Source organism: Actinoplanes sp. NPDC049598 (assembly GCF_040675435.1).
Lineage (GTDB): Bacteria > Actinomycetota > Actinomycetes > Mycobacteriales > Micromonosporaceae > Actinoplanes.
Window position 1 is genome coordinate 28043 of sequence record NZ_JBFAOX010000028.1, and the last position, 24587, is coordinate 52629.

20 protein-coding genes and 1 tRNA gene are annotated in these 24587 nt (G+C 71.7%); 8 read left to right on the forward strand and 13 right to left on the reverse strand.

Going from position 1 to position 24587, the window contains the following annotated elements; genetic code table 11:
- The first annotated feature begins 3 nt into the window (after positions 1 to 3).
- The 5 genes from AB0J66_RS40765 to AB0J66_RS40785 all read left to right on the forward strand — a co-directional run bounded on the left by AB0J66_RS40765 (position 4) and on the right by AB0J66_RS40785 (position 3730).
- Positions 4 to 1008, forward strand: coding sequence for a 5'-3' exonuclease H3TH domain-containing protein (locus AB0J66_RS40765; RefSeq protein WP_364672653.1), 1005 nt, complete (start codon positions 4 to 6; stop codon positions 1006 to 1008).
- Positions 1009 to 1129: 121 nt separating this feature from the next.
- On the forward strand, positions 1130 to 1828 hold the full coding sequence (locus tag AB0J66_RS40770; RefSeq protein WP_364672655.1) for an energy-coupling factor ABC transporter permease: 699 nt from the start codon (positions 1130 to 1132) through the stop codon (positions 1826 to 1828).
- Complete coding sequence (locus AB0J66_RS40775) at positions 1825 to 2187, forward strand: PDGLE domain-containing protein (protein ID WP_364672656.1); 363 nt, start codon at positions 1825 to 1827, stop codon at positions 2185 to 2187. Before AB0J66_RS40770 ends, AB0J66_RS40775 begins: the two co-directional genes overlap by 4 nt.
- Positions 2187 to 2948 carry a cobalt ECF transporter T component CbiQ gene (cbiQ, locus tag AB0J66_RS40780; protein ID WP_364672657.1) on the forward strand — a complete coding sequence of 254 codons (762 nt, stop codon included), beginning with the start codon at positions 2187 to 2189 and terminating at the stop codon, positions 2946 to 2948. Before AB0J66_RS40775 ends, cbiQ begins: the two co-directional genes overlap by 1 nt.
- Positions 2948 to 3730 carry an ABC transporter ATP-binding protein gene (locus AB0J66_RS40785; protein WP_364672658.1) on the forward strand — a complete coding sequence of 261 codons (783 nt, stop codon included), beginning with the start codon at positions 2948 to 2950 and terminating at the stop codon, positions 3728 to 3730. Before cbiQ ends, AB0J66_RS40785 begins: the two co-directional genes overlap by 1 nt.
- 252 nt (positions 3731 to 3982) lie before the next feature.
- On the opposite strand, the gene AB0J66_RS40790 is transcribed toward AB0J66_RS40785, so the two are convergent.
- Genes AB0J66_RS40790 through AB0J66_RS40800 form a run of 3 tightly spaced genes read right to left on the reverse strand, consistent with a single transcriptional unit; the run spans position 3983 to position 11311 of the window.
- Entirely contained in the window at positions 3983 to 5365 is a 1383-nt protein-coding gene (locus AB0J66_RS40790) for a hypothetical protein (RefSeq protein ID WP_364672659.1), read from the reverse strand.
- Between the two features lie 48 nt (positions 5366 to 5413).
- Positions 5414 to 10219: a DUF4011 domain-containing protein gene (locus AB0J66_RS40795; protein ID WP_364672661.1), complete on the reverse strand. Its 4806-nt coding sequence runs from the start codon at positions 10217 to 10219 to the stop codon at positions 5414 to 5416.
- A gap of 48 nt (positions 10220 to 10267) precedes the next feature.
- Positions 10268 to 11311: a 12-oxophytodienoate reductase gene (locus tag AB0J66_RS40800; protein ID WP_364672662.1), complete on the reverse strand. Its 1044-nt coding sequence runs from the start codon at positions 11309 to 11311 to the stop codon at positions 10268 to 10270.
- A gap of 52 nt (positions 11312 to 11363) precedes the next feature.
- Between AB0J66_RS40800 and AB0J66_RS40805 the strand changes: the two genes are divergently transcribed.
- Entirely contained in the window at positions 11364 to 11753 is a 390-nt protein-coding gene (locus AB0J66_RS40805; RefSeq protein WP_364672663.1) for a MerR family transcriptional regulator, read from the forward strand.
- Between the two features lie 21 nt (positions 11754 to 11774).
- Positions 11775 to 12077 (forward strand): DUF1905 domain-containing protein, encoded by a 303-nt coding sequence (locus AB0J66_RS40810; protein WP_364672665.1) that lies wholly within the window; start codon positions 11775 to 11777, stop codon positions 12075 to 12077.
- A 135-nt stretch (positions 12078 to 12212) separates the two neighbouring features.
- Here AB0J66_RS40810 and AB0J66_RS40815 read toward each other — a convergent pair whose 3' ends face one another.
- The 7 genes from AB0J66_RS40815 to AB0J66_RS40845 form a co-directional block, all read right to left on the reverse strand.
- Positions 12213 to 12560, reverse strand: coding sequence for a hypothetical protein (locus tag AB0J66_RS40815; protein WP_364672667.1), 348 nt, complete (start codon positions 12558 to 12560; stop codon positions 12213 to 12215).
- Between the two features lie 128 nt (positions 12561 to 12688).
- Positions 12689 to 13132: an HNH endonuclease gene (locus tag AB0J66_RS40820; protein ID WP_364672668.1), complete on the reverse strand. Its 444-nt coding sequence runs from the start codon at positions 13130 to 13132 to the stop codon at positions 12689 to 12691.
- Between the two features lie 22 nt (positions 13133 to 13154).
- Positions 13155 to 13228 (reverse strand) — tRNA-Glu (locus tag AB0J66_RS40825).
- A 471-nt stretch (positions 13229 to 13699) separates the two neighbouring features.
- Complete coding sequence (locus AB0J66_RS40830; protein WP_364672669.1) at positions 13700 to 14554, reverse strand: carbohydrate ABC transporter permease; 855 nt, start codon at positions 14552 to 14554, stop codon at positions 13700 to 13702.
- On the reverse strand, positions 14551 to 15474 hold the full coding sequence (locus AB0J66_RS40835) for a sugar ABC transporter permease (RefSeq protein ID WP_364672671.1): 924 nt from the start codon (positions 15472 to 15474) through the stop codon (positions 14551 to 14553). The genes AB0J66_RS40830 and AB0J66_RS40835 overlap by 4 nt, the downstream gene beginning before the upstream one ends.
- A gap of 6 nt (positions 15475 to 15480) precedes the next feature.
- Entirely contained in the window at positions 15481 to 16797 is a 1317-nt protein-coding gene (locus tag AB0J66_RS40840) for an extracellular solute-binding protein (RefSeq protein ID WP_364672673.1), read from the reverse strand.
- Between the two features lie 9 nt (positions 16798 to 16806).
- Positions 16807 to 19635: a family 78 glycoside hydrolase catalytic domain gene (locus AB0J66_RS40845; protein WP_364672674.1), complete on the reverse strand. Its 2829-nt coding sequence runs from the start codon at positions 19633 to 19635 to the stop codon at positions 16807 to 16809.
- A 184-nt stretch (positions 19636 to 19819) separates the two neighbouring features.
- On the opposite strand from AB0J66_RS40845, the gene AB0J66_RS40850 reads away from it, so the two are divergent.
- Positions 19820 to 20716 (forward strand): AraC family transcriptional regulator, encoded by an 897-nt coding sequence (locus tag AB0J66_RS40850; protein ID WP_364672675.1) that lies wholly within the window; start codon positions 19820 to 19822, stop codon positions 20714 to 20716.
- A 147-nt stretch (positions 20717 to 20863) separates the two neighbouring features.
- Here the strand turns inward: AB0J66_RS40850 and AB0J66_RS40855 are convergent, their stop codons facing one another.
- Genes AB0J66_RS40855 through AB0J66_RS40865 form a run of 3 tightly spaced genes read right to left on the reverse strand, consistent with a single transcriptional unit; the run spans position 20864 to position 24577 of the window.
- Positions 20864 to 21538 carry a TetR family transcriptional regulator gene (locus AB0J66_RS40855; protein WP_364672677.1) on the reverse strand — a complete coding sequence of 225 codons (675 nt, stop codon included), beginning with the start codon at positions 21536 to 21538 and terminating at the stop codon, positions 20864 to 20866.
- A 13-nt stretch (positions 21539 to 21551) separates the two neighbouring features.
- A complete protein-coding gene (locus tag AB0J66_RS40860) occupies positions 21552 to 22184 on the reverse strand; it encodes a hypothetical protein (RefSeq protein WP_364672679.1) in 633 nt (210 codons plus the stop codon).
- A complete protein-coding gene (locus AB0J66_RS40865; RefSeq protein WP_364672784.1) occupies positions 22184 to 24577 on the reverse strand; it encodes a PEP/pyruvate-binding domain-containing protein in 2394 nt (797 codons plus the stop codon). Before AB0J66_RS40865 ends, AB0J66_RS40860 begins: the two co-directional genes overlap by 1 nt.
- Positions 24578 to 24587 lie beyond the last annotated feature (10 nt).

Sequence of the window (24587 nt, forward strand, 5' to 3'; positions counted from 1 at the left end):
GAGGTGCCGCTGCTATTGGTCCTCGACGGGAACAGCCTTCTGCACCGGGCGTACCACGCGGGCGCCGGTGACGGCTGGGTCGACGCCGACGGCCGCCCGATCTGGGCCCTGCGCGGTCTGTTCGGATATCTGGCCCGGGCTTCGGCTCATCTGCGGCCCGACGCCCTGATCGTCGGCTTCGACTGCCCCTCGTCCTCGGCGCGGCGGCTCTCCTACCCCGCGTACAAGGCCCATCGCCCCGACAAGGCGCCCGATCTGACCGCACAGCTGCTGGAAGCGCCCTCGCTGCTGCGTGACGCGGGCGTCTGCACGGTCGTCCACGAGTCATGGGAAGCCGACGACGTCCTGGCCAGCTCGGCCGCCGCCGCCCGCCGCGACGGCTGGCGCTCCGTGCTGATGACCAGCGACCGCGACGCGTTTGCCCTGCTCGACGAGCACACGTCGGTGCTGCGGGTGCGCAACGGCGGCTTCGACGAGGCCGTCCTGGTCGAGGCCGCCGGCCTGTCCGGCCTCTACGGCGTGCACCCCGGGCAGTACCGCGACTTCGCCGCCCTGCGCGGTGACCCGTCCGACAATCTGCATGGCGTCCGCCGTTTCGGCGCGGCCACCGCGGCCAAGCTGCTGGCCGCGTTCGGCAGCGTCGAGGCCGCTTGGAAGGCCGACGCCGCCTTGCTCCGTGCGACCGTGGGCGAGCACGCCGCCCGGCACTTCACCGACCCGTCGGCCCGCGAGATCGTCGACCGCAACCGCGAGCTGATGACCATGCGGCTCGACTTGCCGATCCCGCCGCTCGCGTCGGCCCGGCTCCCATTGAGCATGACTGTGATGAGAAAGGCACTGCGGGCCCGCGGCATCAATCTCGGCCCGTCGCTGTGGGCCCTGACCGGCGGCGCTCCCCCGGTGGCCGAGGACGGCGCCGACCCGATTCCCGAGGTCAGGCCGTGGGTGTTCCGGGGTGGCCTGAGCACCCGGCGGGATCCGACGCCGGGTCAGCTCGCCCTTTTCTAGGGTTCCGGCCGCCCACGTTTCACTTGATCTTCAGACTGACGCCTAGTTGCCAACTCTTTGCAACAGCATCTCCGCGCCAATATGCTTCGGTCGCTGGGAACTTTCTGAGAGGAGGCCAGTCATGGACACGACGGCGATGCACATCGCCAACGGCATCGTGAACGGTCCGGTGTCGGCGATCTTCGCGGTCTTCGCCGTTGTGGCGCTGGCTTTCTGCGTCCGTAAGGCCCGGGCCGACCTGGACGACCGGCTGGCCCCGATGGCCGGCCTGGTCGCGGCGTTCATCTTCGCCGTGCAGATGCTGAACTTCCAGGTGCTGCCGGGCGTCTCCGGCCACCTGCTCGGCGGCACCCTCGCGGTGATCCTCGTCGGCCCCTGGGTGGGCGCGCTCTGCGTCTCCACCGTCCTGATCGTGCAGTGCCTGCTGTTCGCCGACGGCGGCCTGACCGCCATCGGCCTCAACATCACCAACATGGCGCTGCTCGGCACCGCGGCCGGCTACCTGCTGGTCGTGGGTCTGCTGCGCTTCCTGCCGAAGACCCCGGCCGGCCTCGGCGCCACCGCCCTGATCGCCTCGATCATCTCGGTTGTCGTCGCCTCGCAGGGCTTCGTCCTGGAGTACGCGCTCGGCGGCACCACCGAGCTCTCCCTGCCCTGGATCTCCGGCACCATGGCCGGCGTCCACGTGCTCATCGGCATCGGCGAGGGCGTCATCGCCGCCACCACCGTGGCCACCGTCGCCCGGGTCCGCCCCGACCTGGTGTACGCGCTGCGGCGCTTCCGCAAGCCGGTCAACCTCGAGGTGGGAGCCACGGCATGAACAAGCGACTCGGATGGTTCCTGGCCGGGGGCCTGCTCGTCGCCCTGCTGCTCGCCGGCGTGGTCAGCAGCTTCGCCTCGGGCAGCCCCGACGGCCTCGACTACACCGCCCGCGAGGGCTGCACCTTCAACGCCGAAGGCGAGATCACCGGCGGCACCTGCATGGCCCAGCAGGAAGGCGACCACCAGATGTCGGACAGCCCGCTGGCCGACTACGGCATCAAGGGCATCGACAACGAGTACCTCTCCACGGGTCTCTCGGGCGTGCTCGGCGTCCTGATCACCTTCGCCATCGGTGGCGGAGTCTTCTGGCTGGTCCGCCGGCGCAGGACCGCCGCCGACGTCGAGCACGCCGACTGATGGGCACCGGGCACGCACACCCCCTGCACCTGCTGCGCGAGAGCCCGGTCCACCGGCTGGCGCCCGAGGTCAAGATCGTCGCGGTGCTGCTCTTCACCATCATCGTGGTGATCACCCCGCGGACCGAGTTCTGGGCCTTCGGCGGCTACCTCGTCCTTCTCGCGGGAGTGGCGGTGGCGGCGCGGGTGCCCGCCCTGTGGCTCGCCAAACGGGCCACCATCGAGCTCCCGTTCGTCCTGCTGGCCGTGGCCCTGCCTTTATTCGGCCAGGGCGAGCGGATCACCTGGCTCGGCCTGTCGCTGTCGGTCGACGGCCTGCACGGCGCCTGGAACATCTTCGCCAAGGGCACCCTCGGCGTCCTCGCCTCCCTGCTGCTGGCCGCGACCACCACCATGCGCGACCTGATCCTCGGCCTGGACCGCCTCCACTGCCCCACGGTCTTCACCCAGATCGCCACCTTCATGCTGCGGTACCTGGACGTCCTGGCCGACGACGCCCGCCGCATGCGGATCGCCCGCCTGGCCCGCGGCTACGATCCCCGCTTCCTCTGGCAGGTCAAGGCCTTCGCCGTCAGCGTCGGCGCCCTGTTCCTGCGCGCCTACGAGCGGGGCGAGCGCGTCTACCTCGCCATGGTCGCCCGCGGCTATCAGGGCCGGCTCCCCCGTCTCGACGACGACCGGGCGCCCACGGCCCAGTGGCTGGCCGCGTCGGCCCTGCCGGCCGCCACCGCCGGGATAGCCCTGGCCGCGGCCCTGGGATGATGTCCGGGATGAGCGGAACAGACACAGCGCTGCGGGTCGCCGGCCTGCACTTCGCCTACCCCGACGGCCACGTCGCCCTGCGCGGCGTCGACCTGACCATCCCCACAGGCGAGCGGGTCGCCCTGCTCGGCCCGAACGGGGCCGGTAAAACCACGCTGGTGTTGCATCTCAACGGCATTCTTCACGGCGGGGCGGGAATCATCGAGGTGGCCGGCGCCCGCGTCGACCCCGCCGACCGCGCCGGGCTGGCCGAGATCCGCCGCCGCGTCGGCATCGTCTTCCAGGACCCCGACGACCAGCTCTTCATGCCCACGGTCGCCGAGGACGTCGCCTTCGGCCCGCAGAACCTGGGCGTACGCGGTGACGAGCTCACCGCCCGCGTCGACGAAGCCCTCGCCGCGGTCGGCATGTCCGAGCACCGGGACCAGGTGCCGCACCACCTGTCCTTCGGCCAGCGCCGCCGCGTCGCTGTGGCCACCGTGCTCGCCATGCGCCCCGAGATCCTCGTCCTCGACGAGCCCTCCTCCAACCTCGATCCGGCCAGTCGCCGCGAGCTGGCCGAGATCCTGGAACCGCTGCCCGTCACGGTCCTGATGGTCACTCACGACCTTCCCTATGCGCTGCAGCTCTGCGCCCGCTCGGTGATCCTGGACGACGGCCGCATCGTCGCCGACGCTCCCACCGACGGCCTGCTGGCCGACGAGGATCTGCTGCGCGCCCACCGTCTGGAGCTGCCCTTCGGCTTCGACCCGGTGGCCGCCGCGGCCCGTCTGCGCGCCTGAGCGGGCCCGCGGCAAGATCACGCTTTTGTCGAGTCAAACCGGTGGGCCGAGCGCCGTGCGAAGCCTCGCCCACCGACACGTGCGCCCTCGACCATAGACCCGGCGCCACCCCGGGCCCGGAGTTATCCACATTGGCCGACCCGCCGCGGAAGTTATCCACAGGCGAGCAGATCGGCATGGCGGCGGCCGGTCCGGCGGCCTAGCTTCTCCCGCATCCGAGCGAGAGGAGCCGCAGCCATGACCCCACAGGTCCTATGCGGAGAGAGCGCCGTCCGAGCCCAGCGCGAGGATCACGAGCTCGCCCCGGTGGTCGGTGGCGGTGAGGCGCTGGTCATCCAGGCGCTGCAGGGTGGCCACCCCGCTGCCGAACTCGCCGGCCAGGCGCGGCCCGACCGGCGGGCCGGCCCAGTCCACGGTCCAGGCGAAAAGGCGGAAGTCGTACGAGGCGGCGACGACCACCGTGGCAAGGGCCGAGCCGAGCAGGGCGACTGTGCGCACCGGTTCCGGCGCGCGCAGCGTGACGCCCAGCTCCACCTCGTAGGCCTGCGGGTCGAGCCGGGTCAGCCTGATCGCCTGGTGGGCGGCCGAGACCACGATCCGGTCGCCGAGCGCGTCCACCGCCCGCACGGGCAGCTCGTGCTCGACGATGACCGTGCGCTCGGCGAGCGGGCCCGCCGTCACCGTGCGGCCGTCGGCGATGACCATGCCGTCGCGGAAGCTGACCGTCGGCGAGGTCGGCTCTCCTGCTTCCTGCCGCGAGTACCCGCCGGAGAACAGGTCGAGCAGGTACGGCCGGTCGCCGAACGAGGCGACCGCGACCGCCGGGCCGGCCACGGTCAGCGAGCGTGGCCGGATGGCCGGGTCGGTGTGCCGCCAGAGCGTGCGGTCGTTCGTGTCGAGGGTGAGAACGGTGCCGTCGTAACCACCCGCGATCACGTAGCGGCCGTCGGGCGACCAGGTGATCGCCCGCAGCGGCACGCCGGGCGAGCGCAGGGTCCGGATCGGGTCGAGCTGGGGCGTGCGCAGCTCGATCGTGCCGTCGCGGCGGGCCAGCGCCAGCGTGGTCCCGTCCGGCGTCCACGCGCAGGCCTCGGCCGCGGGCGCCTGCCGGGCGGCCAGCGGGTTGGGGTCGCCGGCCAGGTCGCGCACGCGGACCATGCCGCTCGTGCCGACCGAGGCGACCAGCCCGGTGGGGCCGACGTCGAGACCCAGGCAGTCGCCGACCTCCCCGAGGTAGGCCTCGTTGAACGCGTGCCAGACCGCGGCCCGGCCGTCGCCGAGCTGACAGAGCAGGTGCTGCCCGTCGGGCATCCAGTGCACGGCGGTGACGGGCGCCGGGTGTCCGTTGAGGACCTTCATGAGCGCGGGCGGGCGGTCGTCGACCACTCGCCAGACCGCGGCCGTGCCGTCGGCCGATCCGGTGGCGAGCAGATCGGTCGCGGCCGGGTTGAAGGCGGCGCCGAGGACGGCCGACCGATGGGCCAATTCGGTCAACTTCGTCGGCCGGGCCGGGTCGCTGGTGTCCTGCACGAGGACCCCGCCGCCGTGTGAGCCGCTGGCGAGCCGACGGCCGTCGGCACGGAACGCGACACAGCTGACCGGCGCGGCGGCGGCCGCGGCGCTCCCTGATGTCACCCGAACCATGCTGGACATCAAGACGCAACGAGTCAATACGGCAATCGGTCAGGAGACGGGTTGAAGACGTACAAGATCCACCCTTCGGTACGACTGGGCCGAGGTCGCCGGGAGCGCACCGACGGCGTCCTCGATGGCCGCACGCAGGCGGGCCTGCTCGCCCGGGCGGTCGCGATGCCACGCGGTGCCCCAGATCCGGTGCAACCGCCAGCCGAGCCCGGCGAGCATCTCCGCGCTGATCCGGTCGCGGTCCCGCGCCGCGGCGATCGACGCGTAGCGCGGCCCGTCGCACTGGATGCCCAGCGCGAAGACCTCACCCTCGTACGCGGGGTGCCGCACGCCGATGTCCACGCGATAGCCGGCGGCGCCGACCGCCGTCCGCGTCCGGTATCCCCAGGACTGCACGAGCGTGGCGATCTCGTCGGCCAGCAGGTCGACCGCGGTCGAGCGCGACGCCGGCGCCAGGCCGCGCTCCGCGTAGTCCAGATAGGCGGCCAGCTGGCGGACGCCCTCGTTGGCCGACGCCGGGATGTCCCGGGCCCGGATCGACGAGACGATCTCCACGCGCCTCCGGGCCCGGGTGATCGCGACGTTGAGCCGGCGCCAGCCGTTGCGCTGGTTGAGCGCGCCGAAGTTCGTGCTGATCTTCCCGTCCTCGTCGTGCGCGTAACCGATCGAGAAGATCATGACGTCGCGCTCGTCGCCCTGCACCGACTCGAGGCTCTTGACGAACAAGCCGTTGAGACGGTCGCCGTCGAGGTAACGCTCCAGCCCCGGGTGCTTGGCGACGGCCCGGTCGAGGGCGGCCTCGATCGCCTCGGCCTGGGCCACCGAGAACGTGACCACGCCGAGCGACTCCTCGGGCCGGGTGGTGAGGCGGTGCACGATCCGCTCGGCGACCCGTTCCGCCTCGACCGGGTTGTCCCTGGTCGTGCCCCGGCGATAGACGCCGCCGGCCGGGATCAGCTCGACGCCGGCATCCGGATCGGACTCGGTGGCGCCCGGGAACGTGATCAGCCGTCCCTGGTAGAACGCGTGGTTGGCGAAGGCGATCAGCGCCTCGTGCCGGCTGCGGTAGTGCCAGGCGAGGCCGAGCGTGCGGAAGGCGCCGCAGGCCTTGGCCAGCTCGAGGACGGACTGGAAGTCGTTGACGTCGGTCGCCACGTCGCCGGCCGGCTCCTCGTCCGCGTCGAGGTCGACCGCCGCCGGCGCCTCGGCCGACACCGAGAAGAACGACGTGGGCGGCAGTTGTTTGTCGTCACCCGCCGCGATCATCGCCGAGGCCCGGTAGACGCAGTTGACCGCGTCGCCCGGCGTGATCTGCGAGGCCTCGTCGAAGATGACGACGTCGAAGCTCAGGTCGGACGGGAGGAACTGGCTGACCGCGAGCGGCGACATGAGGAAGCACGGCTTGATGGCCAGCACGGTGTCGCGGGTGCGCCCGATCAGGTCGCGCACGGCCAGATGCCGGGTCTCCTTCATCCCCTCGCGGCGCAGCAGCGCGACGTCGTCCGCCCGGCGCCCGGCCGCCTTCCGCTCGGTCAGCGCCGCCGCGATCGTCGCGGGCGCGGCGTCGGCCAGCGCCGCGTCCATCCGGCGGAACTCCGCGACCAGCCTGTCCCGCTCGGCCGAGCCGCCCGGGTGCAGCCGGCGGTCAGAGCGGATCACAGCGTCGGCCCAGGCCGCGAGCAGGGCCCGGCCGAGCACCTCGCGGATCCGCTCGGGCGGCAACTGCTGCTCGGCGCAGGAGTCGACGGCCGCGTCGAGGCCGTGGGACGCCAGCACCCGGCGCGCGGACAGATAGCCGAACCACTCGTCCTGGCCGGTCCGGTCCTCGATCAGATCGTCCAGGAGCTGGCTGCCGTACGCGTCGAGGGCAGCGCCGATCTCCTCGTGCCGGGTGGTGGCGAACGCGGCGAGGATTCCGTTGCGCGCTTGTTCCCAGGCGCCGGCCCGCTCGGCGAGGGCGCCCGCGCCCTGGTTGTCGCCCAGCGCCGCCGCCTGCTGTTCGCTCAGCGGCCGGTCCGTGCCTGTGGCGAGCCGCCGGGCGGCCGACGCCCACCCGATCGCCTCGTCGAGCCCGTCCCCCAGCCCGGCGAGCGTGTCGCCCAGACCGGCCAGCCCGTCGCCCGGCCCGGCCAGCCCCTCGCCCGGCCCGGCCAGCCCCTCGCCCGGCCCGGCCAGCCCCTCGCCCGGCCCGGCCAGCCCCTCGCCCGGCCCGGCCAGCCCGGTCAGCGCTGCATCCTGGTCCGTCCGGGCGGCCAGCTCCTGCTCCGCCTCCACGACGGCCTTGCGCAACCGGGCCAGGCGCAGGGCCTCGGCCAGGTCGACCTCCCGCTCGCAGGCCCGGCTGTAGGCGCGCAGCGCCGTCGCGGCCGTCTTCAGCGGCTCCACCCGCGCCCGCAGCGCCGCGATCTCCTCCCGGATCGTCTCGGCCTCGGGCTCACGCGCCCGGCGCGCCTGCCCGGCGATGCGGGCCAGACCCGGCACCGGCTTGCCGAGCTGGTCGGCGACCTGCTGCACCGACTCCGGCGGCGAGAGCCGCAGCAGTTCACCGGCTACCTGCACTGCCTCGTGAATGGCGCGATAGTCCGTGGCCTGGCGCTGCCAATAGCGGCCCAGCAGCGGCGCGTACTGCCGCTCGGCGGCGACCTGTTCGCGCAGCGCCACCTTCCACGCCACCGCCGTCCCCAAGTGGGCCACCGCCTCGGCCGGCGCCATCGACGGCACGGCGAACGCGGCCACCGCCTCCCAGTCGCGGCGGTACGCCCGGAACAGCTTCCGGAGGCCGCGGTGCACGTTGGTGAGCCGGTCGGCGAGCTGCTCCACGGGCTGGTCGACGATCGACTCGTGGAAGTAGCGGCGGGCCTGCGCCTCGGCCGCGGTCACCGCCTCGGCCGAGCGGCGCAGCGCCGTCGCGGCGGCCGACACGCCGGCCAGCACGCCGGGGCCGAACCAGAACGGCTCGGGCCGGTTCGGCCGCGAGGCCAGGTCGGCGATCGAGGCCAGCCGGGACAGGTCGGCGAACGTGGCCACCGGGGGCAGGCCGAGCCGGGAGGCGAGCGGGCCGGCGTCCCGCAGCACCTCGTCGAGCGCGTCGGCGTCCTCGCTGTGCCGGTGGGCGGCTTCCTCGGCGGCGTCGGCGACGAGCGTCCGCGGCTCCAGCGCGGGCGGCTCGACGTCGGGCAGTTCGTGCCACTCGACGCCGGCGGCCGCTTGGACGGCCGCTCGGGCCTGCCGCACGGCGCTCAGGTCACGGCTGCGGCGCTCGGCCGCGCGGCCGATCGGCTCCAGGCTGGCCATGGTCAGCCATTCGGCAGGCAGGTCGGCCGGGCGGTGCGCGGCGTGGGTGACCAGAGCGGCGAGCCGGCCGGCCTGGGACGGCCGGGTGATGCCGAACGCTTCCGCGGTGGCCCCGTGCCGGCCGGCGGCCTCGGCCAGCGCGCGCAGGGCGGCGCGGGCGCGGCGCAGCCGGTCGTCCAGCGGCTCGCGCTCGGTCACGTCCCTCCAGAGGAAGTCGCCGGTGGCCGGGCGCCAGCAGCGGGCGAGATCGTCGGCGGCGTCGCCCACGCGTTCGAGCGACTCGGGGGTCAGCGCGTTGACCGAGAGCTCGGGCCGGGGCACCTCGACGGTGTCGAGCGAGCCGAGCACCTCGTAGAGGCTCAGTCCCAGCGGCTCGCGGACCTCGTTCATCGCGACCGCGTAACCGCTCAGGCGCTCGCGGCGTTCGCGCAACTGCTCCTTGTCGACGGGGCGTCCGGCGCTGGGCAGCGGCAGGTCGTCGAGGGCGGCGGCGAGCTCGCGAGCCACCTCCTTGCGGGTCGCCTTGTGGCTGTGCAGCTCGAGCAGGTAGCCGTCGAGGCCCGCGGTCGCGAGCCGGTTGCGTACGACCTCCAGCGCGGCCGCCTTCTCCGAGACGAACAGGACGCGCCTGCCCGCGTGCAGCAGGCAGCCGATCATGTTGGCGATCGTCTGCGACTTGCCGGTGCCGGGCGGGCCGTCGAGCACGAAGCTGCGGCCCTCGACCGCGGCGGCGACGCAGGCCCGCTGGGACGCGTCGGCGTCGAGCACCAGCGGCATCTCCTCCGGCGGCGCCAGCCGGTCGACGGCCGCGGCCGGGATCGGCTCGAACGACGTGCCCGGCTCGCCGCCGGCCAGGGCGCGAACCAGCGGATGAGCGGCGATGCGGTCCTCATTGTCGAGCAGGTCGCGGTACATCGCCTCCTTGTGGAAGGAGAACGTCGAGAGCAGCACGGTCTCGTCGGTGTGCCAGTCGCGCCCGCCGATGGCCTCGGCCAGCCGGCCGAGGTAGCCGGGCACGTCGAGTTCGGCCAGGCTTCCGGCCGCCGGCAGATCCACGCCGAGCCGGCGCAGGCGTACGGCCAGGGCGGGGTTGACCACCGGGTCGTCGCCGGTGACCCGCAGCTTGGGCACGTCGCCCGGGCCCAGCGCGGTCAGCTCGACCGGGATCAGCAGCACGGGGCTGGTGAAGGCGACGTCCTCCTCGTCGCGCCAGCGCAGCATGCCGGCGGCGAGATGCAGCACCGGCACGCCGCGGTCGAGGAAGTCCTGGCGCGACTTGCGCAGCAGGCGGCGCAGCTGGCCGCCGAGCGCGGCCGCGGTCAGCTCGGTCCGGAAGAGGCCGCCGGTCTCGGGCTTCGCGCCGAAGGCGAGGAAGCCGTAGTCGCGGCCGTCGCGGATCGCGCGCACGATGTCGCCGGCCGGCGGGCCTTGGACGTCGATCGTGCCGGACTCGGATCGCTTGAAGTTGAGCAGCCGGTTCCCGGCGTCGAGATTGACCAGGCCGTCACGCCAGGCACGCAGGGCCGCACGCTCCGCAGAGAACTCGGACATGTTTCATATTTCACCAACTGCCGCTGGCGTTCGCTGGAGAATCAAGAATCACCAGTAGACGTCCTCGTCGGCCTTGCCGTAATCGCTGATCTCGTCGAGGCGGCCCTCGCCGGCCAGGCGCACCCAGGCCGGGTTGCCCAGCAGCACCCGTCCGAGCGCGATCAGGTCGTACTCGCCGCGGCGGCGCCGCTCGAGCAGCTCGGCCATCCGCCGCGAGCCGACGAATTCCCTGGTCAGCCCGACCGAGCCGACCGTGATGGAGGGCAGGCCGGTGAGCCGCTTGGCCCAGCCGGCCAGGTTGAGCGGGCTGCCGTCGAAGACCGGCTCCCAGAAGCGCCGCTGCGAGGCGTGCAGCACGTCGGCGCCGGCGCTCGCGAAGGCGGTGAGGATGTGCGCGAGCTCGTCGGGCGACTCGGCGATCCGGGCGGCGTAGTCGCGCTCCTTGAACTGCGAGAACCGCACGATCAGCGGCATCGAGGCCGGGATCTCGTGGCGAACCGCGCGGATCACCTCGGCCGGGAAGGCGGCCCGGTCGGCCCCGAAGCGGTCGGGGCGGCGGTTGGTGAAGGGCCACAGGAACTCGTCGAGCAGGTAGCCGTGGGCAGCGTGGATCTCGACGGCGTCGAAGCCGGCGCGCACGGCGGTGCGGGCGGCCCGGGCGTACGCGTCGAGGAGCGCCGGGAAGTCGTCGCCCGTCATGGCGTGGGTGGCCGGCCGGCCCGCCTCGGGCACGGCCGACGGCGTCCAGGCGGTCACCCCGTCGACGGGCTCGCGCCGGCTGCCCAGATGCCAGAGCTGAGCCGCGATCCTGCCGCCGGCCGCGTGCACCTCGTCGGTGACCCGCCGCCAGCCCGCCTCGTGCATGCGGGGGACGTCGGTCTCGTGCCCCGCCGACGGGTGGTCGATCAGCACGCCCTCGGTGATGATCAGGCCGACGCCGTTCTCGGCCCGCCGGCGGTAATAGGCGGCCGTCCGCTCCGTCGGCACCCCGCCCGGCGACTGCGAGCGGGTCATCGGCGCCATCGCGAACTGGCTGCTCAACGACATTCCGGCCAGTGTGGCGGGCTCGCTCAGGGCGCTTGTGGTCATCATGGAGCCACGGTAAAACTTGACACCCGTGTAAGGGTCAAGAGGAGTTTCTGTGATGCGTATCGGAGATCTCTCCGCGGCGACCGGCGCCAGCCCTCGTTCCCTGCGCTACTACGAGGATCAGGGCCTGCTCAGCAGCGCGCGGAGCACCGGCGGGCAGCGGCACTACCCGGAGACCGCGGTCGAGCGGGTGCGCCTCATCCAGTCGCTGCTCTCGGCCGGCCTGAACAGCGCCACCATCCAGGACGTGCTGCCCTGCATCAACAACGAGGCCATCCGTACGCCGTGGCTGGCCGCCCGTCTCGACTCGGAGCTCGAGCGCGTCGAGGCGCAGATCGAGGACCTTCGCCGGACGCGCGAGATCCTGGCCGGGCTGGTGGAGCAGTACCGGGTCGAGCCGGGTGTCACCACCGGGAACGAGGTCGGGGCGGCGAAATTGTCGTAGGCCCGTGCCATGCTTCCGGGCGTGCGGGTGGACTTCGAGAGCGAATTGTGGATCTGGGATGCGCGCAAGGACGAGAGCTGGACGTTCGTGAGCTTGCCGGTGGAGGTGTCCGAGGAGATTCGGGATCTCACCGAGGGGATGCGGCGCGGGTTCGGGTCGCTGCGGGTGCGGGCCTCCGTGGGCACCAGCACGTGGCAGACGTCGATATTTCCGGACAGTCAGAAGGGGGCGTTCGTCCTGCCGATCAAACGGGCGATCCGCAAGGCGCAGAACCTCGAGCCCGGCGACACGGCCGCGATCACGGTCGAGCTGCTCGACCTGTGACAGCCGGCCACCCGGGGGTCAGGCTGTGACGCGCGGGCCCGGGTACGCGGTGGGACAGCCGGCCACCCGGGGTCAGGCTGTGACGCGCGGGCGCGGGGACCCGGTGGACAGCCGGTCACCGGGGTGGCGGGGCCGTCAGAACCAGCGGCGGCGGCGGTAGTGGCCGTGGTGGCGGTAATGGCCGTGATGACGGTAGTGGCCGTGGTAGCCGGGGGCCTGGCGGTAGTGGCCGTGGTGGCCGTAGCCGCCGGGGTAGGCGCCCGGGTGGCCGTACGCGCCGGGGTGACCATAGGCGCCGGGGTGGCCGTGCGTGCCGGGGTGGCCGTAGGCGCCGTAGCCGTGGTGGCCCTGGCTGCGGGCGATTCGGTGGTTCACTTCGCGCAGCATGCCGTCGACAACCGCGTTGTGGCCGCCTCGGTGTGAGCGCTTCTGGAGTTTCGAAGCGACCATCGACAGCACAAACCTCTTGAATCCACCGCTCATCGGTTCCAGCCTTCCTGCCTGGTGACCGTCAACGGTAAGTGGCGATGTCGAGTACCCGCTGTGACCTGGCTGGCGGTTTGCTGAGACGGGACGGCCGGCGGGGTGGCGAGACGCCCGCCGGCCGTCCTCTACAGCGCGGCGAAGGTGGCCCAGCCCGGGGCCCTGGGGGTCACCCGGAGGGGCATGTGCGCCTCCGCGGGGGTGCGGTCACCCTTGCGCTGATTGCAGCCGCCGCAGGCGGCCACGGTGTTGGTCCAGGTGTTCAGGCCGCCGCGCGAGCGGGGCAGCACGTGGTCGATGGTGGAGGCGGGCCGGCCGCAGTAGGCGCAGCGGCGGCCGTCGCGGGTCAGAACGCCGGCCCGGAACCAGGCCGGGCCCCGGCTGTGCCGCCAGCGCGTGACGACGTACGACACGAGGCGCACGACCTTGGGCATCGGCCAGACGCCGATCACCGCGTCCGGTTGGGACTCGTGCACCTCGGCCACCTGCCGCACCAGCATGCGGACGGCGTGCCGCAGGCTGACCCGGTGCAGCGGGCCCAGGTCCGCGTTTATCACGAGCACGTCGCTCACGAGACACCTCCAAAAAGAACCGTCGCCCGTCCGGGGGTTGAACCCGGTCTTCCGGATTGAGAGTCCGGTGGTCTACCTTCCTCAGCCTCACGGGCGTCAATGCGAAAAAGAAAACCGCCCTGTCCCGAACGGGAGGGCGGCAGCCGATGTGGAAACAGGCCTACTGCCGCCGGTGGGGCTCTTCGAACCGAAGCTCCGTCATCGATCTCTCCTGCGTCCTCGTCCGCTTGGGTGATCCCTAGATTAGAGATCACCCAAGCGTGCCTCAATCGATTAAACGCCGCACAGGGCGGGGGTGGGAGGGCGAGGCGGGGCGAGTAGGCCGGGAAGGGCGTGGGCCGGGGGGGTAGGCGGGTGGGAAGGGTAGGTGCAAAGGGAGCAGGCCGGAGGGTGGGCGGCAAGGGGTGGGCGGCAAAGGGGTAGCCGGCAAAAGGGGTAGGCGGCAAAAGGGCGGGCGGCAAAGGGTGGGCGGGCGAAACGGTAAGCGGGAAGGAGGTGGGTGGAAGGGAAGGTGGAAAGGGGTGGGCGGAACGGTAGTCGGGAAGGGGGTGGCGGGAGGTGGAAAGCTCAGCCCTTGATAGCCCCGGCCGTCATGCCGGCCACGATTCGTTTGTTGAAGAACAGGAACATCAGCAGCGGCGGGATCGTGATCAGCAGGATGTCCATGAAGAGCAGGTTGTACTGCGTCGAATACTGGCTGGAGAAGTTGTAGAGCGTCAGCTGCACGGTCGCGTTCTGATCGCCCGGCAGGAAGTACAGCGGATTGACGAAGTCGTTGAAGACCGTCACCGACTGCACGACCACGACCGTGATGATGACGGACTTGAGCAGCGGCAGGATCACCCGGAAGAACAACCGGAGCGGCCCGGCCCCGTCGATGATGGCCGCCTCGTCCAGTTCGCGCGGGATGGTGGAGATGAACGCCCGGAACAGCAGGATGCAGAACGACAACCCGAACGCGACCTCGACCAGGATCAGCCCGGGCATCGTGCGGAAGAGTCCCATCTTCTGCAGCACCCAGATCGTCGGCACCACCGCGGGCGGGATGATCAGGCCGGAGAGGACCAGGAAGTTGATCAGGCCGGTCCACCGGGTGCGGCGGCGCTGCAGCACGAAGGCCACCATCGCCGCCAGCACGACCAGGATGGTCACCGAGGCCACGGTCAGGATCGTGCTGTTGATGAAGGCGATGATCAGCATGTAGTCGCGGGCCTTCACGACGTCCAGGAAGTTCTGCACGAGCTGGAACCGGGTCGGCCACGAGAAGTCGAGCAGCGACGCCTGCTGCCGCGACTTGACCGCCGTCAGCAGGATGAACGCGAACGGCACCAAGAACACCACAACGGACAGCAAGATCGCGACGACGCTCAGGAGAAGGTTGCGGCGGGGCCGGCGAGGGCGGGTGGGGCCAAGAGCGCTCACAGCTCCACCTCCTTCTTGTTCAGATACCGCGACAGCGGGAAGATGATCGCCGTCACGAGCAGGAACAACACCACGTTCCCGGCCGTCGACAGTCCATAGAAACCCGCCTGGTACTGCTTGTAGATCACCGACGCGATCACGTCCGACGTGAACCCCGGCCCGCCCCGCGTCATCGCCCAGATCAGATCGAACGACCGCAGCCCGCCGATCAGCGACAGCAGGATCACCGTGAACGTCGCCGGCCGGGCCAGCGGCAGCACGATCCGCCGGAAGTTCTGCCACGCCGTCGCCCCGTCGACCCGGGCCGCCTCGAAGTACTCCTGCGGGATCGACACGATGCCGGCGATGTAGATCAGCGTGGCCAGCCCGACGCCTTTCCAGACGTCGACCAGGGCGACCGACAACAGGGCGTACGACGGGTCGGTGAGCCAGCCCGGCCCCTGGACCCCGATCGCCGCGAGCGACTGGTTGATCAGCCCTTCCTCCGGGTCCATCAGGATCGTGAAGGTGAGGCCGACCCCGATCGTGGACACGAGCACCGGGAAGAAGACCACCGAGCGCAGATAGCCCCGCCCGATGATCTGCGAGGTGAGCAGCACCGCGAGGCCCAGCCCGAGCACCACCTTGAGGCCCGAGGTGACCACCGCGTAGATGACCGTGTGGGTGAGGCCGGAGACGAGGGCCGGCTCCTGGAAGAACGTCACGTAGTTCTCGAAGCCGATGAACTTCGAGCTGAACATGTTCCAGCGGGTCAGGCTGAAGTAGAACGACGTGACCGTCGGGATGATGAACAGCAGCGCGTAGACGATCGCGGCCGGCAGATAGAACCAGTGCGGGTACGGGCTGCGAGCGCGTTGGCCGGCCGGCCCGGCCGCGCGCGAGCGCGACCGGGCGGACGACTTCTCCACTATCGCGGTCACAGCGGCCTACCAGCCCTCGAGTCCGAGCTGCTGCGCCTGCTTCTTGACGTCCTCGTCGTAGAGCTTGGCGGCGGCGTCGGCCTTGCGGATGCCGGAGCCGACCTCGACGCAGATCTGCTCGAGGGCCGGGCCCTTGACCGGGGAGAGGAACTCCAGGGCCAGGCCGGAGGCCCCGGACTGGTCCACGTAGGCCTGCAGGTCCTTGGTCACCTGGGGCACCGAGGCGGGCAGCGTGCAGCCCTTGACCGCCCAGGCCCCGGAGGGCGGGCTGGCGTTGCCGAACGAGGTGCAGCCGTCGGGGCTGGCGATGAAGTCGAGGAACTTCTTGGCCGCGGCCAGCTTGTCCCCGGTGGTGCTGGTCGGGATGTAGACGCCGGAGGGCGCCCAGACGGTGATGCCGTTGGTGGCGGCGTCGTTGCCCGGGATGGCGAACAGCCCGATCTTGTTCTCGCTGCCCGGGTTGTCGGTGATCAGCTGGGTGATCATCGAAGAGAGGATCGGGTACTGCGCGCCCTCACCCTTGGCCAGCTTGCGCAGCGCGTCGGTGAGCTTGGCCGAGGCGAAGTCCTTGTTGACGTAGCCCGCGTCCCGGACCTGCTGCAGGTGCTCGAAACCGGCCCGGGCGATCGGGTCCGTCGCGTACTTCACCTCGTTCTTGGTGTATTTCGCGGCCCAGCCGGGCGACGCCTTCTCGACGTTGTAGTAGTCGCCGAGCACGAACAGCTGCGACGTCCAGGTCTCGCCGTAGGACTGGATGACCGGGTCGACACCACCCGCCTTGATCTTCGCGTTGTTGGCCATGAAGTCGTCCCACGTCTTGGGGACCTGCAGGCCGAGCTTGGCGTAGACGTCCTTGTTGTACATGATCGCGCCGGCGAAGAAGGTGCCGAACGGCGCGCCGTACACCTTGCCGTCGGTGGTGACCGTGGTCTTGAAGTTGTCGTCGAGCCGGCCGGCGAACCCCTCGCCCGAGACGTCCACGACGTTCTTCTGCGGGGCCAGGGCCTGGAACAGCGAGCCCGAGTTGTACTGGAAGACGTCGCTCATGTCGCCGGTGGAGAGCCGCGTCTTGACGATGTTGTCGCCCTCCGTGCCCTGCGGCCGCGTCTCCACCTTGATCGTGATGTCGGGGTTCTTGGCGGTGAAGTCCTTGGCCAGCCCCTCGGCCGCCTTGACCGTCTCCGGCTGGTTGTCGGTCAGGAACGACAACGTGACCTTGCCGCCACCCTCATCGTCGCTGCTGCCCAGGTCGCCGGCGCTGCACGCGCCGAGAACCAGAGTCGCAGCCGCGAAAACAGACAGAGCTATTCTGCTTCGTTTCATCGGTGCTCCTTAATTTCCCTGAGAGAGGAGGGTGTTCAGGCGGGCGGCGAGCTCGTTCCCGCCGGGGATGAAGCCGTGCGCGGTCGCAGCGTCGACGAATTCACTCGCCGGCGCGTCCAGGAAGGGCGCGAGCCGGTCGGCCAGGACGGCCTCGTCATCGGCTACGCCGGCTTCGCGCGCGGCGGCCAGGGCCTTGTCCCAGCTGGGTTCGTGGTCCATCAACTGCCGGAGGGTCAGGTCCACGGGCACGGCGATCAGCGAGCCGTACGGGTCGTCAACCGTCCAGGAGTGCCGCCCGTGCCCGACCTCGACCGAGTGGCCCGCCCCGGGGATCAGCACGACGGCCCGCGCGCCGACCGGGATGACCACCTCGAGGTGCAGCGATCCGTCCGAGCGCCGCCAGGAGACAGAGGCCTCGCCGTACGGCGTCAAGTGCCTGGCCGAGGCGAACGACAGGTGCCGGCTGGGCAGCGGGCGCACCTCGATGAGCCGGTAACCGGGCTCGGCCGGGGCGAGACCCGCGACCCGCCGGTGCAGCCAGTCGGCCACCGCCCCGAGCGCGTAGTGGTTGAACGAGGTCATCTCGCCCGGGTTGATCGAGCCGTCCGGCAGCATGCTGTCCCACCGCTCCCAGACCGTGGTCGCGCCCATGGTCACCGGGTACAGCCAGGACGGGCAGCCGGTCTGCAGGAGCAGGCGGTACGCGAGATCGGGATGCCCGGAATCGGCCAGCGCGTCGGTCATCAGCGGCGTGCCGACGAACCCGGTGCTGATCCGGAACCCGGAGGTCCGGACCAGGTCGGCCAGCCGCTCCCCCGCGTGCCGGCGCTGCTCCTCGGTGGGCAGCAGCGCCCACTGCAGGGCCAGCGCGTACGCGGTCGGCGCGTCGCTGAGCACCCGGCCGCCCGCGGTCACGTACTCCCGGGCGAACGCCTCCCGCACCCGGCCGGCCAGGTCTCCGTACTCCCGGGCCGTCTCGCCGTCACCCACCGCGAGCGCGGCCTTGGCCACCAGCGAGGCCGAATAGGCCAGATGGGCCGTGGCCACCACGTCGGGGTCGGCCTTGGCCCGGAACGGATCGGCCGGCGGCGCGGCCGGGTCGAGCCAGTCACCGAACTGGAACCCGCCGCTCCACAGCAGGTCGGCCCCGGCCAGCCCGGCGATCCGGTCGACCCAGGCCCGCATGCTCGGCAGCTGCCGTTCGAGCAGGCCCACGTCGCCGGTGCGCTGGTAGAGCACCCACGGCACCACGGTCGCGGCGTCGCCCCAGGCCGCGGCGGCCGGGCCGGGCTGGCGGATCACGTCCGGCACCACGTGCGGGACCGAGCCGTCCTTCTGCTGCTCGGCGGCGAGGTCGGCCAGCCAGTTGCCGAGGAACCCGGCCGTGTCGAACAGGAACGTCGCGGTCGGCGAGAACACCTGGATGTCCCCGGTCCAGCCCAGCCGCTCGTCGCGCTGCGGGCAGTCGGTCGGCACGTCGACGAAGTTGCCCCGCATGCCCCAGACGACGTTCTCGTGGAAGCGGTCGAGCAGCTCGTGCGACGACGCGAACCACCCCGTCCGGCGCAGGTCCGAGCCGACCACGACCGCCTCGACGTCCTCCGCCCGCAGCCCGTCGACGCCGGTCACCTCGGCGTAGCGGAACCCGTGGAACGTCAGGTTCGGTTCAAGGTCAACTTCTTCCGGACCCCTCAGGACGTACGCGTCGGAAGCGCGGGCCGTGCGCAGCGGCCGCACCCCGAGCTCCCCGTTCTCCAGCACCTCGGCGTGCCGGACGACGACCTCGTCGCCGGCCTTCTGGCCACGGACGCGCAGGCGGACCCAGCCGACCAGGTTCTGCCCGAAATCGACCAGCGTCTTGCCGGACGGCGACGAGCCGACCTCGACCGCCGGCACGACCTGGGTGATCCGCACGGGCGGGCCGTCCGGCGCGACCAGCAGCGCGAGGTCGGCGTCGACGACATCCACCGGCGTCTCCGGGCCGGGCTCGCGGCGCAGGTCAACGCTCTGGCCGTCGTACAGGTCGTCGCTGGTCACGTTGCTCTCGCGGGCCGTCCACGAACCGTCGGTGGCCAGCACGTGGGTGGCGCCGTCGGCGGTGAGGATCTCCAACTGGGCCAGCAGCGCGAGCCGGTCCCCGTACACGCCGTGCTTGCCCTGGAAGCCGAGGCGGCCGCGGAACCAGCCGTTACCCAGCAGCACCTCGAGGCGGTTGGGGCCGGAAGTGATCAGGTCGGTGACGTCGTGCGTCTGGTAGCGCAGACGGTGCTGGTAGGCGGTCCAGCCGGGGGCGAGCTGCTCGTCACCGACCCGCTGGCCGTTGAGGTGGGCGATGTAGAGCCCGTGCGCGGTGATGTAAAGGCGAGCCCGGACGACGCCGGCCGGGATGTCGATGGTGCCGGCCGCGCTGTCGGCGCCGGCCGGGATGTCGACGACGCCGGCCAGGAGCGGGGCCGGGGCGCCCCAGGCGCCGATCTCGCGCGGGCTGACGAAACGGGCGGACCAGTCCGCCGGGCTCAGTGGGCCGGTCTCGACCGTGCGGGGTGCGCTCCATTCGCTCCACGAAGCGTCGTCGCCCACTCTGATCCGTACGGCTGCTTGTTCCTTAGGCGCGAGAGGCGCGCCCGGCCAGGGCACCAGGATCTGCTCGTGGCCGGCGACCGGGAAGGTCTCGGCCTGATCGCCGCGCGTCACCTCGACCTCGTAGCGGGTCTGCGCGTAACCGTCGGGGGCGGCCGGGACCTGCCAGGAGAGGCGCGGACTGGCCGTGCCGATACCGGTCACGGATCCGGGGTGGTGTTCGAAGCGGAGGTCGGTGGGTGCGGCGATGTCCGGCATGTCTCTCCAGGAGGTTTACGCGTGAAACGATTCAAAGGCGGTGGGGCGGACCGCGTGTTCGATGTTTCGGACTGATGGCGAAGCCGTTTCGCTTGGCCTCGATCCTGCGTTCCGGCCCAGGCCACGGCATAGCCCGAGATGAACCGGAGGTAGCACGAAATTCACCTGGGGCCTACGGTGAGGCATGACCGACGAGCCCCCCGTCGAGACCACCGGCACGCTGCTGCACTTCATCGAGGGTTCCGCCGTGTGGGCCGGGCACTACCTGCATGAGGACATGCATCCCGTGCACACGCACTCGTTCGTCGAGATCGCCGTGATGATGGGCGGCAAGGGGACGCACCACAGCTTGGCCGGCCGCCGCGAGCTCTCGGTGGGCGACGTGGTGCTGCTGCGGCCGGGCGTCTGGCACGGGTACGAGGAGTGCGAGCGCCTCGACCTGTTCAACTGCTGCTTCTCCACCGAGCTGATGCAACGCGAGCTCGCCTGGACCCGGCAGGATCCGCAACTGGGGCATCTGCTGTGGACCGGGCCGTACTCGGGCCAGCGGCGCGGCATCCTCTACGCCCACCTGGGGGCGGACGCGCTCGCCGCCTCCCTCGAACACCTCGACGGGTTGCAGAAGCTGCGGTCACAACCGCCGGGGCCTTATCGCGGCGACATGGTCGGCCGGCTGGTGCTGTTCCTCAGCGCCCTGGCCCGGGTCGTGGCCGAGTCGGACGAGGTCGACGGCGACGCGGCCGGCACCCACCACGCGGTCCTCGACGCCATGCGGATGATGGAGGCCCGCCCCGACTACCAGTGGACGCTGACCGAGCTGGCCGCCGAGCTGCACCTCGCCCCCGGCTACCTCGTGCGGCTGTTCAAATCGGCGACCGGCCTGCCACCCATGGCGTACCTCTCCCGCCACCGCGTCGAGCTCGCGGCGGCCCGCCTCCTGCACACCGACCAGCCCATCAACAAGATCGGCGAGTCCGTGGGCTGGCCCGACCAGAACTATTTCGCGCGCCGCTTCAAGTCCCACTACGGCCTGAGCGCGTCGACCTACCGGTCGCGCTTCACCCGCACAGTCAAACGCTAGCCGTACGCGTCAGCGCAGCCCAGCCGCCGGTCCAGCCGCGCGTCAGCGCCGCCCAGCTGACCGTCCGGCCGCGCGCGTCAGCGCCGCCCAGCTGACCGTCCGGCCGCGCGCGTCAGCGCCGCCCAGCCGACGGTCCGGCCGCGCGCGTCAGCGCTTCTCCCCCGCGCCGAACAGCCGGTCGAGGTGCGCGTCGAGGGCGGCGGTCGCCTGCTCGGGCGTGTATTGCCCGCCGAGCACGTAGAGGCCCAGCCCCTCCATGAGCGCCAGCAGGGCGGCCGCGTCGGCTGCGTTCCCGGGCGCGTTTTGGGGCGCGGTCTCGGGCGCGTTTTGGGGCGCGGTCTCGGGCGCGTTTGGGGGCGCGTTTTGGGGCGCAGCCGCGTTCTCGGGCGCGGCCGGTAGCAGGCCGGCGATGAAGCCGACCATCTGCTGCGTCTCGGTGTGCAGGTTGGCCGTCGCCTGGGGGCGGACTGCGGTGTAGGCGAGGAAGGCCAGCGCCACCCGGCCGTCCTCGCGGCTCGCCTCGTCCAGCGGGAGAAGCGCCGTCAGCAAAGTGCGCAACAAATCCTTCGGATGCGGGTCGTCGCCGAGCCGGGCGATCGCCGCTTCCGCCCGCAGCTGGCTGCGCTCCTTCACCACCGACAGCGCGAACGTCATCATCTCGTCCTTGGTGCGGAAGTAGTGCTGCACCATGCCCGCGCTGACGTCGGCCGCGGCCGCCACGTGCCGCAGGCTGACCGCTTCCAGGCCCTGCTCGGCGGCCACCCGCATCAGCGCGTCGGCGATGAGCCGCCGGCGCTCGGTGTGGTCGACCTTCTTGGGCATGCCAGCGATGCTTTCACGCCGGTTCCGGCTGCTTCGCCCGGGCCGCCGCGATCAACTCGTCGGGTTGGTCGGCGTAGATCCGTACGGCCGAGATCTCAGCCTTTGACTCTGCTGCCCCTGCGGCTTTGTCGAGGGCCGGCAGCGGCGCGCCCTTGAAGGCGCGGACGTCGGCGCCTGGCCGCAACACGATGTCCACGCTGGTCTGGCTGGCCATCGCGATGTGCACCGCACCGTCCTCGATCTGCACCGACTTGCTGGAGGGCAGCGACCGGTAGCGCTTGCTGACCGACGCGATCTCCGTCCACGGCACCGTGAAGTCGATCCCGTTGCCCAGCCGCACCCGGATCCCGTCGTCGCCGACCACGTGCGGATGGCGCTGGAGGCCGGCCGCGAACCCGATCATCCAGAGCAGCCCCCACACCCCCAGCACGAGCACGATCCACCGGGCCGGCTCCCACGGCACGACCTTGCGCACGATCAGGTCGAAGACCGGGATCTCCACCGCGGACAACCCGATGAACACCCCGAGGATCGGCTTGACCACCCCGTGATAGCCGAAGCCCTGCTCGTCCGGCGCCGGGCGCCGCAGCACCCACGCGAACAGGTTGCGCCACATCGCCGCCTCGGTCGCCAGCAGCTGTCTCATCATCCCCGGATCACCGTCCCCGCCCGCCCGTCGACTGTCACGACTTCGCCCGTACGGATCCGCTCGGTCGCCCCTTGCACGCAGATGACGGCCGGAATCCCGTACTCCCGCGCCACTGTCGGCCCGTGGGCCATGACCGCCCCCGTCTCGGTGACCAGCGCCGCCGCCGTCAGGAACAGCGGCGTCCACCCCGGATCGGTCGTCGCGGTCACCAGCACCTCACCCGGTTCGAGGTACGCCTCGGCGGGATCCCGCACGATCCGCGCCCTCCCGGTCACCCGCCCGGCCGACGCCGCCACCCCGCGCAGCTCCGCCCCCTCGTCAACCGGGAGGGTCGCCTCCACATCAGTGCCGTCCGACAGCAACGCCACCGGCACCACCCGCCGCCGCATCTCCCGCCGATGCACGGCCTTGCGCGCCTCGATCACTTCCCGGGCCGGCACGTCGTCCACCTCGTCGATCGTCAGGAACATGATGTCGGCCGGATCGTCGAGGATCTCCGCCCCGACCGCCAGCAGCTCCCGCCGCATCTGCTGCAACCGGTAGAGCCCGGCGAATTTGCCCGCTTCCCGCAGCCCGGCCAGCTCCCGCGCCCGCCCCAGCAGAAACCCGGCCGGCCTGTTCTTCCGGCGCAGCTCCCGCAGTGTGCGCTCGGCCCGATCCGCCGCCCGGGCGAACCGCCGATCGGGCGCCTGCCCCGGATCGGTGACCCGCAGGTAGTTCTGGATCGCCGCCAGAACCGGAGCCGGATCCTCGGCCCAGCGGGGCACCCCGATGTCGACCTCGGCCGCCCCGCGATGCCCGTACTTGCTCAGGAACCCACCCAGCCCGATGTCGGGCAGCGTCCCGTCCCGGTAGCGCCCGGCCAGCTCGGCCGCTGGCGTGCCGAGCAGCAGTTCCCGGTGCTCGCCGACCCCTTGGGCGACCCGCCACAACGCCAGATCCATCTCGATCGTCACGTTGTGCGGCATCCCGCCCAGCGCCACCCGGATCTCGTCCGGCCCGGCCCGGCCCCGAAGCAGATATTCCGGTCCGGCCGCCGCCAGCATCCCCGCCGCGATCGGCCACACCAGATCATCCGGCGACTCGGCGCTCTCCCACTCCCGCACCGCTCGCAGCCGCTCAGCCCTCCCCCGCCCGGGACCGGCCTTTAGCCCCCCGCCAGGATCAGCCGCGAGCTCCGCGCTGGGACTGGCTGCGAGCCTCGTGCCGGGGTCCGACGCGGCCGCGGCCAACCGGATTCGCTCCACCACGGCGGCGAGACGCTCGCGGGCGGCGGCCGGACGGGCCAGCGCGCGGCCGATGCCGAAGACCGCCCGGGCCGCCGTGGCGGGCGACGGCGTGCCTCCCTGCTTCGCCCGGCCCGGCACCGGAGCGAACCGCGGATCGTCCATGACGTGGCGGATCGCCGCCTGCGCCCGCGGCCCGAAGTCGACCGCGAGCAGCTTCACCAGGCGCTTGCGGGCCTTCGGATCGCGCACGAGATCGGTCATGTCGCCGTAGAGCCGGCCCCCGATGTCCGTGATCTCCACGTGCAGCCCGAGCGGCTTCAGCATCGCGGTGACCAGAGCCTTCAGGGTCGACATCCCCATCGGCGTGACCGGCTGCAGCATCCCCTGCACGTGCCCGAACTCCAGGTAGACCCGAAGATCCTCGCTCGGCGGCGGCAACGGGAAGAGCGTGGTGATCGCCCGCGACTGCAGCAGCCACAGCTCCCCACTCGCATCGACCGCCCACTCGACGTCCTGCGGCACCCCGAAATGCCCCTGCAGCCTTTCGCCGGCGCCGCGCAGGGCGAGAAGCAATTCCACGGTCAGACATCCGCCGGCCGCGGGCCCCGCCGGTTCCGACCTGAGCACGTAGTGGTCGACCGGCCCGCTGCCGTCCACCACGGCCGGGCCGCCGCCGGGTGCCGCGTCGACCGTCATCTCGGCGCGGCAGCCGGTCAGCGGGTTGGCCGTGAACAGGACACCAGCGACCTCGGCGGCCACCATCCGCTGCACGATGACGGCGATCGGAGAGCCCGGAGCGTCGCTGCGCGCCCCGCGGTAGGCCACGGCGCGGGGTGCGGAAGCCGACCGTTGGCAGGCCGCGACGGCTTCCAGCAGAGCGTCCGGGCCTTCGACGTCGAGGAAGGTGTCGTACTGGCCGGCGAAGCTGGCGTCGGGGCCATCCTCGTCGGGGGCGCTCGACCGGACGGCCACGGGACCGCCGCCGAGCGACCGGTAGGCCGCCACGATCTCGGTGCGCGGCAGGTCGTGCGCTGCGGTGGTGATGCAGAAGCCGGCGGGGACTTGCTCGCCCAGCCGGATCAGCTCGCCCAGGGCGGCGGCTTTGCCTCCGACGAGGGAGCGTGGCGACGCCGAGCACTCCTCGAGCCCGATGACCTGCATCGTCGTCACC

Bases quoted from the DNA above. Each gene is read 5' to 3' on its own strand.
- AB0J66_RS40770 (WP_364672655.1), top strand. From the start codon at position 1,130: ATGGACACGACGGCGATGCACATCGCCAACGGCATCGTGAACGGTCCG.
- AB0J66_RS40775 (WP_364672656.1), top strand. From the start codon at position 1,825: ATGAACAAGCGACTCGGATGGTTCCTGGCCGGGGGCCTGCTCGTCGCC.
- cbiQ (WP_364672657.1), top strand. From the start codon at position 2,187: ATGGGCACCGGGCACGCACACCCCCTGCACCTGCTGCGCGAGAGCCCG.
- AB0J66_RS40785 (WP_364672658.1), top strand. From the start codon at position 2,948: ATGTCCGGGATGAGCGGAACAGACACAGCGCTGCGGGTCGCCGGCCTG.
- AB0J66_RS40795 (WP_364672661.1), bottom strand. From the start codon at position 10,219: ATGTCCGAGTTCTCTGCGGAGCGTGCGGCCCTGCGTGCCTGGCGTGAC.
- AB0J66_RS40800 (WP_364672662.1), bottom strand. From the start codon at position 11,311: ATGATGACCACAAGCGCCCTGAGCGAGCCCGCCACACTGGCCGGAATG.
- AB0J66_RS40805 (WP_364672663.1), top strand. From the start codon at position 11,364: ATGCGTATCGGAGATCTCTCCGCGGCGACCGGCGCCAGCCCTCGTTCC.
- AB0J66_RS40815 (WP_364672667.1), bottom strand. From the start codon at position 12,560: ATGAGCGGTGGATTCAAGAGGTTTGTGCTGTCGATGGTCGCTTCGAAA.
- AB0J66_RS40840 (WP_364672673.1), bottom strand. From the start codon at position 16,797: ATGAAACGAAGCAGAATAGCTCTGTCTGTTTTCGCGGCTGCGACTCTG.
- AB0J66_RS40845 (WP_364672674.1), bottom strand. From the start codon at position 19,635: ATGCCGGACATCGCCGCACCCACCGACCTCCGCTTCGAACACCACCCC.
- AB0J66_RS40850 (WP_364672675.1), top strand. From the start codon at position 19,820: ATGACCGACGAGCCCCCCGTCGAGACCACCGGCACGCTGCTGCACTTC.
- AB0J66_RS40855 (WP_364672677.1), bottom strand. From the start codon at position 21,538: ATGCCCAAGAAGGTCGACCACACCGAGCGCCGGCGGCTCATCGCCGAC.
- AB0J66_RS40860 (WP_364672679.1), bottom strand. From the start codon at position 22,184: ATGAGACAGCTGCTGGCGACCGAGGCGGCGATGTGGCGCAACCTGTTC.
- AB0J66_RS40865 (WP_364672784.1), bottom strand. From the start codon at position 24,577: ATGCAGGTCATCGGGCTCGAGGAGTGCTCGGCGTCGCCACGCTCCCTC.